Source organism: Nitratireductor aquibiodomus, assembly GCF_900105565.1.
Lineage (GTDB): Bacteria > Pseudomonadota > Alphaproteobacteria > Rhizobiales > Rhizobiaceae > Nitratireductor > Nitratireductor aquibiodomus.
The window spans coordinates 1,841,225-1,855,173 of the sequence record NZ_FNSL01000001.1; the positions used below are offsets into that span (position 1 = coordinate 1,841,225).

The following is a 13,949-nucleotide window of genomic DNA, read 5'->3' on the forward strand; positions in this document are numbered from 1 at the left end:
CCGCGCGCCGCCAGTTTCAGGTGCGGCAGTTGGGTATGGACGGGCCAAGACGATGAAGGTTTGAAAAATGTCCCGCGCCTGCGAACTGACCGGCAAAGCCGTAATGACCGGCAACAATGTGAGCCACGCGAACAACAAGACGCGTCGTCGCTTTCTGCCCAATCTGTGCCATGTAACGCTTCAGTCCGAGGCTCTCGGCCAGAACGTGCGCCTGCGCGTTTCCGCCAATGCCCTGCGCACGGTTGAGCACCGCGGCGGTCTCGACGCGTTTCTCGTCAAGGCGAAAGCCAACGAGCTTTCCCAGCGCGCTCGTCTGCTCAAGAAGCAGGTCGAGAAGAAGATCGCTGAGCAAGCCGCGGCCTGAGGCATCTGCCGCAGCATGGCTGCGGCCCGGCAATAAAATTCATCGGCCCGCCATGGCCGCGCAGTTCGGGAATGGGCTTCTGCCTGACTGACAATGCGCTGATGGCGGGCTTTCTGGTTCCATCACCCAGGATAAAAAAATGAATCGTCTTTATGCGATCTGGCCGTTTATGGCCGCCATGGCGTTCATCGTCACCGCCTCCAATTTTCTCGTCCAGTATCCGTTTCAGCATTTCGGTCTCGGCGATCTGTTGACCTGGGGTGCGTTTACCTATCCCGTAGCGTTTTTCGTCAACGATCTGACGAACCGCCGCTTTGGCCCCGGTGCCGCCCGGCGCGTCGTGCTCTCCGGCTTCCTGCTTGCAGTGGTGCTCTCGGTATGGCTCGCAAGCCCGCGCATTGCCATCGCCTCCGGCGCCGCGTTTCTCTTTGCGCAACTGCTGGACGTGGCCGTGTTCGACCGGCTTCGCGGCCGCGCCTGGTGGCGCGCACCGCTGATCTCGACGCTGATCGGCTCCGTGCTCGACACGTTGCTCTTCTTCTCGCTGGCCTTTGCTGCCCGCTTCGCCTTTCTCGACACGGCCTTCGGCCTGCAGGATGGCTCGCTTGCCTTCCCCGTATCGCTGTTCGGCACAGGCATGGAGGCACCGCTCTGGCTTTCGCTGGCGCTCGGCGATTTTGTGGTGAAGATACTGATCGGCCTTGCCATGCTGGCACCCTATGGCGCGCTTCTGGCCCTGCTGCGCCCCGGCCCGGCCCTTAACCAGCGGCAGTAGTTATCCTTCGGCCAGCTTCGCTAGAAGGCGCAGGAAGGTTGCGGTCTCGCGCGGCGTGAGGGGCGCGAGCGTTTCCTCGCTCACCTCCAGCGCATCCGGAAGCAGCGTTTCAATCAGATTCCTGCCTTCGTCGCTTAGGCTCACGACAAGCCTCCGCCGGTCACGCCCATGGGGCTCTAGCACCACCAGGTCACGCGCCTTCAACCGGTCGATCACCCCTTTGATCGTCGCCGCATCCATGGCCACAAGCTGGCCAAGCTGGTTCTGCGAGGTGGCGCCCACCTCATGCAGCTTGGCAAGAGCCGCAAACTGCGGCGGCGTGAGATCGCTGATGCGGGAAGCGAAAATCGCCAGATGGCGCTGGTTGGCCTTGCGCAGTACAAAGCCAACCTGCTCGCTCAGATCATAGGCATCGGCGGACCTGCCGCCAGCCAGAACCCTGAGCCTGCCGTGTTCCGCACTCATCTGAGACCGTCCTCGCCTTTCACGTCTTCGGCTTTCAAGCCGCCCATGCGCGCATGGATACGCGGTCCGCAGGCCATGGCAAGCACAAACAGGATCTCGTCCGGGCGCGGGCCATCCGGCATCCCCACTTCCATCGCATCGAAATGGCTGCGCACATAGGCTGCGTTGATGTGCCCGAGCGGAATGTCGATGCGCGCCCCGAACGCGCCGACCTTTTTCGAAGAAGGCACGATCGCTTTCGAATCGCCCAGCCGCTCGCGCATCGCATAGCCACCCGGCACATGCCAGAGTGCGCCATGTTCAAGCTCCCCATCCGTGCCGACAATGGCACCCTTGCCGAACCCGTCGATCACCGAGATATCCCCCCCGAGCGCAGCAATGAGCCGGTCGGCCATGTCGATACCGAGCGGTTTCAAATCCTCCATCGCGCTTTCAAGCTCTTTCGCGTATCCACCGGCGAAGGGGTTTTTGACCAGCGCAAGTGCGGCGGCACGGCGGCGCGGCATCGACGGAACCGGCCCGCCTTCGTGAAATATCTCTTCGGTAACAAGCGCGATCTTGCGCAGGGCGAACTCAGGCATGGGTAAGACCTTTTTGTGCATGTGAATGAGATGGAACAGCCGGCACAGGGGTATATGCTAGCTTCCCCAGAGAAATGGTGCCGCATTCGCGTGTTTCACCACGCAGGAACAGGGCAGCCGCCTCGATGAGACCGCGCTCCCGCATCGCCCACGCGGTGGAAAGCCCGTTTTCAAGCGCGCGCGCGACATCAGGATCGGAAAGGCACCCCACCGCCTGCGTCACTAGACGACCGCGCAGATCGCTGTCCGGATCAATCTCGTTTGCCGGGACACGCTTCACGGCCGGATGCCCCGGCAGATCTATGTCATTGGCGATCAGCGTCGCCGCCACATCGGCTGCCGCAGCCGAGCTGGCAAGAACCGTCACCGCATCGGCGATGCCGAGCGAATGACTGCGGCCGCGCCAGCCACTGGTCGCAATGCCGCGAACCGGATCGGCCGTGCTCAACGAAATCCTGTCCGCCAGGCCATGGCCCGTGCCGGCGATGGCAATGTCCAGGCTCTCGCCATCCGCCAAATGGATGGCAATGTCGCCGCCATTGTTCACATAGGCACGCGTTATCGCGCGGTCTTTCACAAGTGCCGCAAGAACTTCATCGGCCACACTGCCGGCCACTGCCGCCATGGGCGTAACGAAAGCGGGCACATGCGCATGCACCGCCTCTTCCATGCGCTGCGCGGTGGAGCCGGAAAAGCGCCGGGCCCTCGCACCGGCAGGGCTACGCAGTGCGGGCAGTTCCGCCACCAGCTCTTCAAGGATCGTCTCAAACCGCGCCACGGCCTGCCGATAGGCCAAAAACCGCTCCCGCTCCTCGCCAAAAGCCTCGACGATCAGGTCGATGGGCCCATGGTTCAGATGCAGGCGCCGGCCATCGGCAAGCCAGCTGGCGGTCGCACCACTCATCGCTTCGGTTCCCGGCGCAATTGCTGAAGCGGTGGCCAGGGATTGGAAACCACAGCCCCCCGCGCCTCACGCGGGTTGAAATATTCGCCACCCTTTTCCAGCACGTCCTCGACGCTGCGGATTTCATCCGCATAGCCGCCGAGCAGCACATAATCCTCCCGCCTGAGCGTGAATTCTATGGGCGCGACCAGCGCCGGCGTCGGCACATAGCCAAAGGCGTTTTCCGGCGTGCGCATCACATCCACCATGATGGTGATGCCTCCGCCCGGCCACACATAGACTGGCGCTCCACCAACCGTGACATAGGTCTTGAGCCCCTGAACGGAGCGCGTCAGATTGACCGGGTTCTCCGTCACGCCGGCGCGCAGGCTGCCCCCCGCCCCACCCATGAAAAGCACGGTGCACAGCGCCGGCTCGCAGTTCTGCTCGATCAGATCGACCGATTTGCGCAACCGCTCCGGAAAGGGCTTTTTGACCGGCTGAAGCGCCTCATCAAGCTCGTAATAGGCAAACTGCTCGCCCGTGGTAGAAACCATGAGCAGCGAGAGGCCTGGCCGCGCACCCTTCTTCTCATTGAAGGAACCAAGAATATCGAGCGGGTCGTCAATGGTCGTCCCGCCCCATCCGAGCCCCGGGTCGGACACCTTGAAATAACGCCCCGGCGTGGAACGGCGGCCGATGATCTTGATGCCGGTATCCTCCCAGCCAATCACCTTGCCCGCCTGATGCTCGGAGACGACGCCGGTAATGTGGTCATCGACCACGACGACCTCGTCCACGAGGCCCTTCCACTGCGTGGCGAACATGCCGATGGTGGCCGAGCCGCAGCCCACCCGCATGCGCTCTTCGCGCGTTCCGTCGATCACCGGCGGCTCGCCGGCCTGCACCACGACGCTCGCGCCCCCGTCAATCGTCAGTTCCACCGGCTTCTTGTTGCACAGGTCAAGCATTGCCTGGCAGGTAACGCGACCCTCCGCCTTCGATCCGCCGGTCAGGTGATGCACCCCGCCGAGCGAGAGCATCTGGCTGCCATATTCGGCGGTGGTCACATGGCCGACCGCCTCTCCATTCGCCCGCACCGTGGCCGCTTCGGGACCCAGATGCCGGTCCGTATCGATCTTCACCTTCACGCCGCAATAGGAGAAGATGCCCTCCGTCACCACCGTGACGAGGTCGACACCCTCCACCTTCTGCGAAACGATGAAGGGGGCAGGCTTGTAGTCCGGATAGGTGGTGCCCGCGCCCACCGCGCTCACGAAGCGGCGCTTCGTGTTGACCAATTCACCATCCCACGGCACTTCCCCTTCAAAGGGAACAACCGCATCCCCCTCCTCGGCGGCATGTTCAAGGATCGTCACCGGATCACATCGGGTAATGCGCCCGCCGAAATTGCCATAGCGATCGCAGGCACCCGTGCGCCCCTCGGCGATGTAGCACATCACCGGGCAGGCATCGCAGCGCAGCTTTTCGCCCGAAGGCTTCTTCGACGGCGTGACCTCAAAACGCTCGGTGAGCTCGTTCATCACCCGTTCTCCCGTGCCCGGATCGCCGCCAGAATACGGCTCGGTGTCGCCGGCACTTTCGTAACTTCGACACCCACCGCATGGCGGATCGCATTGAGGATCGCCGGCGCGGTGGGGATAAGCACATGCTCGCCCAGCCCCTTGGCGCCGAAGGGGCCTTCCGGATCCGGCACCTCCACCAGAATGGTTTCGATCGGCGGAACATCGCCAATGGTGGGGATCAGATAATCATGCAGGTTTTCCGTGCGCCCTGGCACATATTCCTCCATCAGCGCAAGGCCAATGCCCTGGGCGATACCACCCTCGATCTGCCCTTCCACGAGAAGCGGATTGATGGCACGGCCGACATCATGCGCCGCGGTGATCTTCAGAAGCCGCACCGTGCCAAGCGTGGTGTCGACTTCGAGCTCCACAAGCTGCGCGCCATAGCCATAAACGGCATAGGGAACACCCTGCCCCTTCTCGTCCAACGCCGTCGTGGGTGGATCATATGTTTCCTCCGCCGAAAACACATAACCATGCGCATCGGCCTCAATATCGGAAAGCGCCACGCGCCGACCCTCCGTCCCCTCGCTGATCACCAGCGCGCCATCCTCCAGCGCAATTTTCGCTCCATCCGATACATTGGCAAAGCGCAGGATCTTTTCCCGCAGGGCACGTCCCGCCTTTTCGGCAGCCTTGCCCGTCACATAGGTCTGGCGCGAGGCCGATGTCTTGCCGGCATCCGGCGTGACACCCGTATCTCCGCCCACAAGCCGAAACGCCGAGAGCGGCAGGCCGCTTGCATCGGCGCAGATCTGCGTCACCACCGTGTTCGATCCCTGTCCGATATCCACCGCGCCCTGATGCAGTATCACCGCACCGGACGCCGTGATCCCCACGCGAATGGTTGAAGGGTTCGGCAGCGCGGTGTTGCCGCAGCCATACCAGCACGACGCGACACCGATGCCCCGCCGCACCCTGCCCTCTCGAGCATTGGCCTCATCCGCCTCGGCCTGCGCCCGCGCCCAGTGCGGCTTTAGCGCCTCGAGACACTGGCGAATACCGACGCCGGAAAGCACCTGCCCGCAGGTGGTGCGATCCCCATCGGAAAGCGCATTCTCGATGCGAAACTCCAGCCGGTCGCGTCCCAGCTTTTCCGCCAGCCGGTCATAGAGCGTTTCCTGCATGATCGTCGCCTGCGGCACACCGAACCCGCGAAACGCACCTGAAATCGGACCATTGGTGTGGATCGCCCGCCCCGTCGCGCGATAATGCGGCGTGCGATAGGGCCCCGAGGCATGAACCGGAACGCGGTTTGCAACCGTCGGCCCCCAGCTTGCATAGGCCCCGGTGTTGAAATCCCCCTCGAACACCATGCCGGTCACGCGCCCCGCCTCATCGGCGGCAATGGAAGCGCGCATCGTTGCCGGATGCCGTTTGGTGGTGGAGCGCATGGAATCGCCGCGCGTATAGACAATCGCCGCCGGTCTCCCGGTCTTGAGCGCCACCAGCCCCACCAGCGGCTGCAGGGAGACGTCAAGCTTGGAACCAAAGCCGCCGCCCGTCGCCAGCGGCACGATGCGCACCTTCTCCGGCGGCAGACCGAGCACCTTCGCCGTGTCGTCGCGATCCATATAGGGCGCCTGCGTGCAGGCCTTGATGACCAGCATGTCGCCATCCATCATCGCATAGCCCGCTTCCGGCTCGATATAGGCGTGCTCCACATAAGAGGTCTCGACCTCACCGGAGACCGAGACAAAGGCTTCGGAAAGCGCGCCTTCCGGGTCACCGCATTCCACGAACCCTCGCGTCAGCTCATTGCCCGTCCGCCCCTCATGCAGATCCGCAAAGCCTTCCCGCCGGGCCTCATCAGGCGTCAGCGCATGGGGCAGTTCCTGCCAGCGGATCGGAAAGGCATCCATGTCGAGTGCCTCGATTGCATCGCGCTCGCCCGCAATCAGCGCCACCGCCTCGCCGCGAAACCGCGCCCGGCCCTCGGCCAGCGCCGGCTGATCGGCGAAAGGCGGGATGACGCCAAACCGGTTTTCGCCTGGAATGTCGGCTGCCGTGAAAACCGCGACAATGCCCGGATGTGCCGCAATGAACGCCTCCGTGTAACCGATCTCGAAATCGGCGTGCCAATGCGGCGACCGCACAACCGCGACCGACAGCGCATCGGCAGGTCGCTCATCCGCGCCGAAAATCTCCGTTCCATTCACCTTGCGCTCGCCATCGAGCCTGATCGGCGACGCGCCAACCGCATGACCCTGCTCCACCATACTGGCCTCGACACCCACGGAGCGGTTGGCGTTCATCACCGCCTCGATAATCTTGCGATAGCCGGTGCAGCGGCACAGAACACCGCCCAGCGCATCCTGCACCTCGGTCTCAGACGGTGTCGGGTTCTGCTCCAGAAGCGCTGCCGCGCTCACCAGAACGCCCGGTGTGCAAATCCCGCACTGCGCCGCCCCGTGGCGAAGGAAAGATTCCTGAAGTGCCGAGAGGCTGCCATTCGACAATCCCTCCACCGTGCGCACGCTCTTGCCCGAAAGACCGGCCGCCGGCACGAGGCAGGCGCAGACCACCGCACCATCAACCATCACCGAACAGGCCCCGCAATCGCCCGCATCACAGCCAACCTTTGTGCCGGTCAGCCCGAGTTCATCACGCAAGACCGATGAAAGCCGCTGCAACGGAGAGACCTCCGTCACGACGGTCTTTCCATTCACTTCCAGAGATACGGACAGGCTTTTCCCGCTCATGCCGCCACCTCGCTGTGCCCTGCATCCTGCCAAGCCTGCTCCAGCGCGCGGATCACGATCTCCCGCGCCGCCTCGCGCCGATAGGCGGCAGTGCCGCGCACATCGTCGATTGGCGAAAGCTCCGGGAACGCGTAGTCCATCACGATCTGGCGCATCTCAAATCGTTCGGCACCTTCCAGCCGCGATTCCAGCCCCGAAAGGCGCTGCGCCACGGCAGAGCAGGAGCCAACACTGATGGCCGTCTCCACGACCTTTGCGCCGTCAGGCACAACCCGAGCAGCGGCCATGGCGATTGAAATCACCAGATAGCGCCGTGCCCCCAGCTTGACGAAGCTCGAAGCTCCCTGCGATGCGCGTTTTGGCACTCGGATAGCGGTGAGAAGTTCATCATCCGCCCGCGCGGTCTTGCGATTGCCCAGAATAAAGTTCGCGAGCGGCAGATAGCGCACACCCCTTACCGATCGCAGTTCCACCTCCGCATCCAGCGCCCGAAGCGGCGGAACACCGTCAGCCGCCGGAGAGGCGTTGCACAGGTTTCCAGCAACCGTCCCCGTGTTCTGGATCTGCACCGAGCCAACCTCCCGGGCTGCCTGTTTGAGCATATCGAAGGCAGGCGGCAGCTCCGCAGCAATCACTGCACTCCAGCTCGTCCGCGCCCCGATCACGAAATGGGTCTCGGTCTCTTCAATACCGCTCAACGCGGATAATCCGTTGATATCGAGCACATCGCTTTTCAGCGGGCCCGCGCCGAGGGCGGGATAAAAATCTGTGCCTCCGGCAAGTATGGTCCAGCGCTTCGTGCATAAGAGCCCGAGCGCCTCCTCCAGTTCGGTCGGTCTGGCATAGTCCATGCTGCGCCTGCCTGCCACTTGTCACGTTGTTCCCAAGCCCTTCTTGATGCTCTGACGGCGGGGCCCAAATTTGTTTGTACACGAATGATACGCTCCTCAGCACGCTTGTCAAAGGGGAACATTCGGTCCACCTTCGCGTCGATTTCATCAAGGAGGGAGACAGGGCATGGCCGACGAGGCGCTGATCGTGATCGATGTGCAGAATGATTTCTGCCCCGGGGGTGCGCTTGCCGTTGAAGATGGCGACGCGGTGGTTCCGGTCATCAACGGCCTGATCGGGCGCTTTGACCACGTTGTGCTGACCCAGGACTGGCACCCGGAAGGCCATTCCAGCTTCGCCTCCTCACATGCAGGCAAGGCCCCGTTCGAAACGGTCGAGATGCCCTATGGCACACAGACGCTTTGGCCCGATCACTGTGTGCAGGGCACCAAAGGTGCCGCCTTCCACGAGAGTCTCGCATGGGACAAGGCAGAGCTTGTCAGCCGCAAGGGGTTCCGCAGCGCGATCGACAGCTATTCGGCCTTCTTCGAAAACGACCACGAAACGCCTACCGGCCTTTCAGGCTATCTGCGCGAGCGCGGCATCACCAGGGTGACGCTTGCCGGCCTCGCAACGGATTTTTGCGTTGCCTATTCTGCCATTGATGCGCGCCGGCAGGGTTTTGAGGCCACCGTCATCATGGATGCCTGCCGCGCCATCGACCTTGGCGGATCACTTTCCGCGATGACTGCGAAGATGAAAGAGGCCGGTGTGACGCTGGCGTGAGTGGTGGGCTTGCTGAGCTGGGAGCCAAGCGCCCTCGCCCTTCGACAAGCTCAGGATGAGGGCTACTTTGGCGCTGCCGCATGTGAGATGATGACAGGGCGCTACGCCTCAACAGCCCTCATCCTGAGCTTGTCGAAGGGCGAGGGTGCTTGGCGCTTCCGTTTCGGTTCCCGCGTCACGCCACGCCCACATAACGGTGCACCATCTCGGGATCCTCCCGCAGGCGCTCGACATCCACCGTCTCGCGGTTGCGACCGTTTTCGATAAAGGCAACCCGATCCGCCACCGGCAACACCGCATCCACCCGCTGTTCCACGAGAATGGTGGAGACCCCGCGCTCGCGCAGCCCGGCCACCGTCTCGCGAATGCGCGCGATCATCGACGGCATCAGCCCTTCCGTCGGCTCATCCAAAAGCAGCACCTGCGGCTCCAGACACAGCGCCCGCGCCATGGCCAGCATTTGCTGCTCGCCGCCGGAAAGCGTGCCGGAGCGCTGCTTCAATCGCTCACGCAACACAGGGAAGAGATCGAGCACGCTGTCGCGCGTCGCAGCCCCCTTGCCCCGCGTCATCAGACCGATCTCGATGTTTTCACCCACGGTCAGCTCGGAAAAGAGCCGCCGCCCCTGCGGCACATAGGCGACCCCCGCCTTCGGCACCTCGTGCGGAGCAAGGCTTGTCAGTTCCACATCGCCAAGCAGAATGCGCCCGGCGGTGGCCGGCACCAGTCCCATGATCGTTTTCAGTGCGGTCGTCTTACCCGCGCCATTGCGGCCAAGCAGGCAAAGCACCTCGCCTTGCCGCAGTTCCAGATCGAAGCCGCGCAGCACCTGCACATGGCCATAGGCGCTGTCGACATGTTCCATTGTCAGGGCAGCCGTCATCTCAACCTCCGAGATAGGCCTGTTGGACGGCCTGGTTCGCGCGGATCTCGGCAGGTGCGCCCTGCGCAAGAACACACCCCTGTTCCATCACCGTGATGCGTTCGGCAAGCGCCATGACCACATCCATATTGTGTTCGATCAGAAGCACCGTCGCCTCCTCGCCGATCTGGCGCACCAGCGCGATGAAATTCTCGATCTCGCTGTCGGAAAGGCCCTGCGTCGGCTCATCGAGGATGAGTAGACGCGGCCTGAGCGCCAGCCCCATCGCCACTTCGAGAAGTCGCTGATGGCCATAGGAGAGATTGCCAGCCACCTTGTCGGCGTGATCGCCTAGCCCGACCTTCTGAAGCGCGTCCATGCCGTGTTCGGTCAAGGCGCGGGAGGATAGCCCCCTCTCATGATCGTCGATCAAATGCCGCTGCACCGCCAGCGCCACATTGTCGAAGGCTGACAGATTGGCAAACACGCTGGTGATCTGAAACGTATAGGCGATGCCGGCGCGGACTCGCTTGTGAGCGGGCATAAGCGAAATGTCCTGACCGTCGAAGACGACGCGACCATCGGTTGGCGCAACACGCCCGCAGATCAGGCTCACAAAGGTGGTCTTGCCGGCCCCGTTCGGCCCGATGATCGCGTGCGTCTCACCTTCCGGCAGCGAAAAATCCACGCCATCCACCGCACGCAGCCCGCCGAAAGAGCGGCCAAGCCCATGGGTCTCAAGAAGCGGCTTCACGGCAGCCATGGCAACCACCTTTCACGCACCGTACCGATGATGCCTTTGGGGAAAAACAGGATGACGCCGATCAGCACCAGACCGACCACCATGAGATGCGCCGTGGTGTAGCTCGATGCCGTATCGATAACATAGAACATGAACAGTGTGCCGATGAGCGGCCCGAGCGTTGTCGCCGCCCCGCCGACCAGCACCCACAGCAGCGGCAGGATGGAATACTGGATTGCCGCAAAGCCTGATCCGACATAGCCGAAAAGCACGGCATAGGCCGCACCCGATGCGGCGCAGAAAAGCCCCGAAAGCACCACCGCCATCAGCTTGTTGGCGAAAACGTCATAGCCCAGCATGCGCATGCGCTCCTCGTTTTCGCGGATGGCGATCAGCGACCGGCCATAGGGCGCGCGCACCAGAAACAGGATGGCCGCCAGAACGATCGCGAACAGCGAAAGCGCCACAAGGTAGCGCGTCGACGGATCCGAGAGATCGAGCACCCCGCCGGGAAAGCCCAGCACCCGCGTTTCCTGCGGCAGAACGAGCCCCTCCTCACCGCGCGTATAGGTCGTGAAGTAGAGAGTCATCAGGTAGAGGACCTGCGCGAACATCAGCGTCACGATCATGAACGCAACGCCCGTGGTGCGCAGCGCCAGAAAGCCAACGGCGAGCGCCACCACCACGCCGGCGGCAAGCCCCGCGCCAAACGCCGGCCACACGCTCCATTCCAGATGATAGATGGTCAGCCCGGCTCCATAGAGCCCGGCGGCGAAGAACATTGCATGACCAAGGCTGAGCAGGCCCGTATAGCCAAACGCCAGATTGTAGCCCATGGCGAAAACCGCCAGCACCAGAACACGCGCGAACACGCCGCGATGATATTCCGGCAGGAGAAAGTTCAGCGCCAGAAGGAGCAGAACCACACCCACATGCAGCGCAATGGATTTTGTCGAAGGGGTCAGTCTGGTCATCGTACCGCCGCTCCGAACAGGCCCTGAGGGCGGAAGACAAGAATCATCGCAACGGCGAGCGTCGCCAGCATCTTGGCGAGTGTCGGCGAGAAGAACATCGAGATGATGCCATCCGACAGGCCGATCAGCACTGCCGCCAGCACCGTGCCGCGCAACGAGCCAAGCCCGCCAATGATCACGACGATGAAAGACAGAAGCAGCGGATCGTGTCCCATCAGATAATGCGCCTGCTGGATCGGCACGATCAGCACAGCGGCAATGGCCGCCAGCCCCGCCCCCAGCGCGAACACGCCGGCATAGACGCGCCCGACCGGAATGCCAAAAGCCTGCGCCGTCTCCCGGTCGAACTGGGTGGCGCGCATGACGAGGCCGATCTTCGTGCGTGTGAGCACAAACCACGTCGCCAGCATCATGATGATGGAAAAGCCGATCACGGCCAGCTTGTAGGCAGAATAGCCGAACCAGGGCAGTTGCATGCGATAATGGAACGGCGCCTCCACCGGTCGCGCCTCGGGCCCGTAAAATGTCAGTGCCAGCTGCTGGATGATGTAGAGCAGGCCAATCGTGGCAACGATCGTTGCCTCCGGCTCATATTTCAGCCGGCTCAAGACCAGCCGCTCGGCAACAAAGGCGATGGCGGCGACGACGAGCGGGCTCATCACCAGCGCCACCATGAAACCGATTGCCGGGTGCCCGCCGAAAAGCGAGGCTACCCACCAGGCGAGCACCGCGCCCAGCATGTAGAACTCGCCATGGGCGACGTTCACCACGCGCATGACACCGAAGACAAGCGAAAGGCCGAGCGCAATCAGCGACAGGACAGCCGCCGTCACCAGCCCTTCAAGCGTAGCGAGGAGAAAATACGGACCGAAGGCCATTCACAAGCGCACTTTCATGAGAGAAGCCGAAGGAAGTTCGCCGACGCCCCAGCCAACCCGGAAGGAAGGCCACAACGCTGACGCCCCCTCTCCCCGCTCGCGGGGAGAGGGTAACGGTGAGGGGCGAGCGCCGCCCCTCGAAACATGTCAGAACGGCATTGCCGTGTAGTCGGCCTCGGGCTCATACGCCCCATCTTCGATGGAGGTGCGATGCACCACTTCCAGCTTGCCGTCCTTCACCTGGCTGATGCTCTGTTCGCCAAAGACCTGGTGGATCTTGCCGTTAAACAGCTTCTTGCCCTGCGGATGGTCCGGCCCGGCCTCCATCTCGGTCATCGCCTCGGTGGCCTCGATCATCGCGGCGCGGTCATCCGGCCCCTTGTAATCGCACGCTTCCATCGATGCCTTGATGATGTTGAGGGTCTCCCAGCAACCAAACATATGGGCAGCGGTTGACACATCCTTGGCATCGTTGACGCTGGCGCCATTCTCGTCGATGCCCGCGGCTTCGCGATAGGCAGTCACATAGTCCGGCTGGTCGGGCTGCGCATAGCGCGGCATGCCTTCCCAGAAATGGCTGCCCTCGAGGAATTCCAGCCCCGGGCTTCCCATGTCGACAGCCTCGAGCGAATCGATGAAGCCGAAGAGCTGCGGCCCACCGGAGCCGAAGAACTCGCCCATCTCCTTCACAAAGGTCAGCACGGCCGGCCCCACCATCACATGGTAAATCACATCCGTGTCGCGCGGGATCTGCGGGAAATAGCGCGTGAACGAGGTTTCCGTTGGCGGGATCGGCACTTTGGCCACCACCTGCCCGCCCTGCGCCTCAATAGCCGGGGTGAAGAAATCGCGGTGATCATGGCCAAACGCATAATCGGGATAGACCAGCGTAACCTTCTTGCCGAGATTGCCTGCAATCCACGGTGCCATGGAGCGCGCCTGCGCCTTCACATCGGTGATGCCTGGCTGCACGCAGTAGCGGTTCATCTTGCCCGAAGCCACGTGATAGCCCTCGCTCACCACGTAGTAGGGAATTTTCAGCTCGCCCGCCGCCGGCGCGGAGCCAACCACCACGTGGGAAAACAGCGTGCCATAGACCAGATCGACCTTGTGCTGGTTGGCGAATTTCTCGACCACTTCCGCGCCGCGCTTCGGGTCCGTGCCATCATCCTCGATGATGATCTCGAGCGGACGCCCATTGATACCGCCGGCATCATTGATGCGCTTGGCAGCAGCCGTCGTCACCCGCTCATACCAACGCCCATAGGCCGCGCCGATGCCGGTGCGATGGCACTGGAAACCGATCTTGATGGGTTCGGAAGACTGCGCCTGGCCATAGCGCACGAAGCCGGGTGCAGCCACCAGACCCGCCGCTGCTCCCAACCCCTTGAGCGCGGACCTGCGCGTCAGACCGCCGTTTAAATTAATCAAAGACTTGCGATTTTCACTCATGCCGGTTCCCCATTGTTGTGATCGTTTGACCGAGCATTTCCAACGGTTGGAAGCATTTTCCAGCGTCG

General features: G+C 62.8%; 14 protein-coding genes. 3 read left to right on the plus strand and 11 right to left on the minus strand.

Going from position 1 to position 13,949, the window contains the following annotated elements:
• Nucleotides 1–67: 67 nt before the first annotated feature.
• Both rpmB and BLW55_RS08710 read left to right on the plus strand, forming a co-directional pair.
• Nucleotides 68–364: a 50S ribosomal protein L28 gene (gene rpmB, locus BLW55_RS08705; protein WP_007010112.1), complete on the plus strand. Its 297-nt coding sequence runs from the start codon at nucleotides 68–70 to the stop codon at nucleotides 362–364.
• Between the two features lie 139 nt (nucleotides 365–503).
• Nucleotides 504–1,139 carry a queuosine precursor transporter gene (locus BLW55_RS08710; protein WP_090328318.1) on the plus strand — a complete coding sequence of 212 codons (636 nt, stop codon included), beginning with the start codon at nucleotides 504–506 and terminating at the stop codon, nucleotides 1,137–1,139.
• Here the strand turns inward: BLW55_RS08710 and BLW55_RS08715 are convergent, their stop codons facing one another.
• The 6 genes from BLW55_RS08715 to BLW55_RS08740 are packed head-to-tail and all read right to left on the minus strand — an operon-like array spanning nucleotide 1,140 to nucleotide 8,207.
• A complete protein-coding gene (locus BLW55_RS08715) occupies nucleotides 1,140–1,604 on the minus strand; it encodes a MarR family winged helix-turn-helix transcriptional regulator (protein ID WP_090328320.1) in 465 nt (154 codons plus the stop codon).
• Nucleotides 1,601–2,185, minus strand: a complete 585-nt coding sequence (locus BLW55_RS08720) for an amino acid synthesis family protein (protein WP_090328323.1) — start codon at nucleotides 2,183–2,185, stop codon at nucleotides 1,601–1,603. The genes BLW55_RS08715 and BLW55_RS08720 overlap by 4 nt, the downstream gene beginning before the upstream one ends.
• Nucleotides 2,178–3,089: a UPF0280 family protein gene (locus BLW55_RS08725; protein WP_090328326.1), complete on the minus strand. Its 912-nt coding sequence runs from the start codon at nucleotides 3,087–3,089 to the stop codon at nucleotides 2,178–2,180. The genes BLW55_RS08720 and BLW55_RS08725 overlap by 8 nt, the downstream gene beginning before the upstream one ends.
• Nucleotides 3,086–4,612, minus strand: coding sequence for a 6-hydroxynicotinate reductase (locus BLW55_RS08730; protein WP_090328328.1), 1,527 nt, complete (start codon nucleotides 4,610–4,612; stop codon nucleotides 3,086–3,088). Before BLW55_RS08730 ends, BLW55_RS08725 begins: the two co-directional genes overlap by 4 nt.
• The gene (locus BLW55_RS08735) at nucleotides 4,612–7,356 is read right to left on the minus strand and encodes a molybdopterin-dependent oxidoreductase (RefSeq protein WP_090328331.1); all 2,745 of its coding nucleotides are present in this window, start codon (nucleotides 7,354–7,356) and stop codon (nucleotides 4,612–4,614) included. The genes BLW55_RS08730 and BLW55_RS08735 overlap by 1 nt, the downstream gene beginning before the upstream one ends.
• A complete protein-coding gene (locus tag BLW55_RS08740) occupies nucleotides 7,353–8,207 on the minus strand; it encodes an FAD binding domain-containing protein (protein ID WP_090328333.1) in 855 nt (284 codons plus the stop codon). The genes BLW55_RS08735 and BLW55_RS08740 overlap by 4 nt, the downstream gene beginning before the upstream one ends.
• A 166-nt stretch (nucleotides 8,208–8,373) precedes the next feature.
• Between BLW55_RS08740 and pncA the strand changes: the two genes are divergently transcribed.
• Entirely contained in the window at nucleotides 8,374–8,973 is a 600-nt protein-coding gene (gene pncA / locus BLW55_RS08745) for a bifunctional nicotinamidase/pyrazinamidase (protein WP_090328336.1), read from the plus strand.
• A 175-nt stretch (nucleotides 8,974–9,148) separates the two neighbouring features.
• On the opposite strand, the gene BLW55_RS08750 is transcribed toward pncA, so the two are convergent.
• The 5 genes from BLW55_RS08750 to BLW55_RS08770 form a co-directional block, all read right to left on the minus strand.
• A complete protein-coding gene (locus BLW55_RS08750) occupies nucleotides 9,149–9,856 on the minus strand; it encodes an ABC transporter ATP-binding protein (RefSeq protein ID WP_090328339.1) in 708 nt (235 codons plus the stop codon).
• A 1-nt stretch (nucleotide 9,857) separates the two neighbouring features.
• Nucleotides 9,858–10,598 (minus strand): ABC transporter ATP-binding protein, encoded by a 741-nt coding sequence (locus BLW55_RS08755; RefSeq protein ID WP_090328342.1) that lies wholly within the window; start codon nucleotides 10,596–10,598, stop codon nucleotides 9,858–9,860.
• Nucleotides 10,586–11,551, minus strand: a complete 966-nt coding sequence (locus tag BLW55_RS08760) for a branched-chain amino acid ABC transporter permease (RefSeq protein ID WP_090328344.1) — start codon at nucleotides 11,549–11,551, stop codon at nucleotides 10,586–10,588. Before BLW55_RS08760 ends, BLW55_RS08755 begins: the two co-directional genes overlap by 13 nt.
• Complete coding sequence (locus BLW55_RS08765; RefSeq protein WP_090328347.1) at nucleotides 11,548–12,429, minus strand: branched-chain amino acid ABC transporter permease; 882 nt, start codon at nucleotides 12,427–12,429, stop codon at nucleotides 11,548–11,550. The genes BLW55_RS08760 and BLW55_RS08765 overlap by 4 nt, the downstream gene beginning before the upstream one ends.
• A gap of 147 nt (nucleotides 12,430–12,576) precedes the next feature.
• On the minus strand, nucleotides 12,577–13,881 hold the full coding sequence (locus BLW55_RS08770; RefSeq protein WP_090328350.1) for an ABC transporter substrate-binding protein: 1,305 nt from the start codon (nucleotides 13,879–13,881) through the stop codon (nucleotides 12,577–12,579).
• Between the last annotated feature and the right edge of the window lie 68 nt (nucleotides 13,882–13,949).

Excerpts from the sequence above, each read along its gene's own strand:
- rpmB (WP_007010112.1), top strand. The coding sequence starts at position 68 with ATGTCCCGCGCCTGCGAACTGACCGGCAAAGCCGTAATGACCGGCAAC.
- BLW55_RS08710 (WP_090328318.1), top strand. The coding sequence starts at position 504 with ATGAATCGTCTTTATGCGATCTGGCCGTTTATGGCCGCCATGGCGTTC.
- BLW55_RS08715 (WP_090328320.1), bottom strand. The coding sequence starts at position 1,604 with ATGAGTGCGGAACACGGCAGGCTCAGGGTTCTGGCTGGCGGCAGGTCC.
- BLW55_RS08720 (WP_090328323.1), bottom strand. The coding sequence starts at position 2,185 with ATGCCTGAGTTCGCCCTGCGCAAGATCGCGCTTGTTACCGAAGAGATA.
- BLW55_RS08725 (WP_090328326.1), bottom strand. The coding sequence starts at position 3,089 with ATGAGTGGTGCGACCGCCAGCTGGCTTGCCGATGGCCGGCGCCTGCAT.
- BLW55_RS08730 (WP_090328328.1), bottom strand. The coding sequence starts at position 4,612 with ATGAACGAGCTCACCGAGCGTTTTGAGGTCACGCCGTCGAAGAAGCCT.
- BLW55_RS08735 (WP_090328331.1), bottom strand. The coding sequence starts at position 7,356 with ATGAGCGGGAAAAGCCTGTCCGTATCTCTGGAAGTGAATGGAAAGACC.
- BLW55_RS08740 (WP_090328333.1), bottom strand. The coding sequence starts at position 8,207 with ATGGACTATGCCAGACCGACCGAACTGGAGGAGGCGCTCGGGCTCTTA.
- pncA (WP_090328336.1), top strand. The coding sequence starts at position 8,374 with ATGGCCGACGAGGCGCTGATCGTGATCGATGTGCAGAATGATTTCTGC.
- BLW55_RS08750 (WP_090328339.1), bottom strand. The coding sequence starts at position 9,856 with ATGACGGCTGCCCTGACAATGGAACATGTCGACAGCGCCTATGGCCAT.
- BLW55_RS08755 (WP_090328342.1), bottom strand. The coding sequence starts at position 10,598 with ATGGCTGCCGTGAAGCCGCTTCTTGAGACCCATGGGCTTGGCCGCTCT.
- BLW55_RS08760 (WP_090328344.1), bottom strand. The coding sequence starts at position 11,551 with ATGACCAGACTGACCCCTTCGACAAAATCCATTGCGCTGCATGTGGGT.
- BLW55_RS08765 (WP_090328347.1), bottom strand. The coding sequence starts at position 12,429 with ATGGCCTTCGGTCCGTATTTTCTCCTCGCTACGCTTGAAGGGCTGGTG.
- BLW55_RS08770 (WP_090328350.1), bottom strand. The coding sequence starts at position 13,881 with ATGAGTGAAAATCGCAAGTCTTTGATTAATTTAAACGGCGGTCTGACG.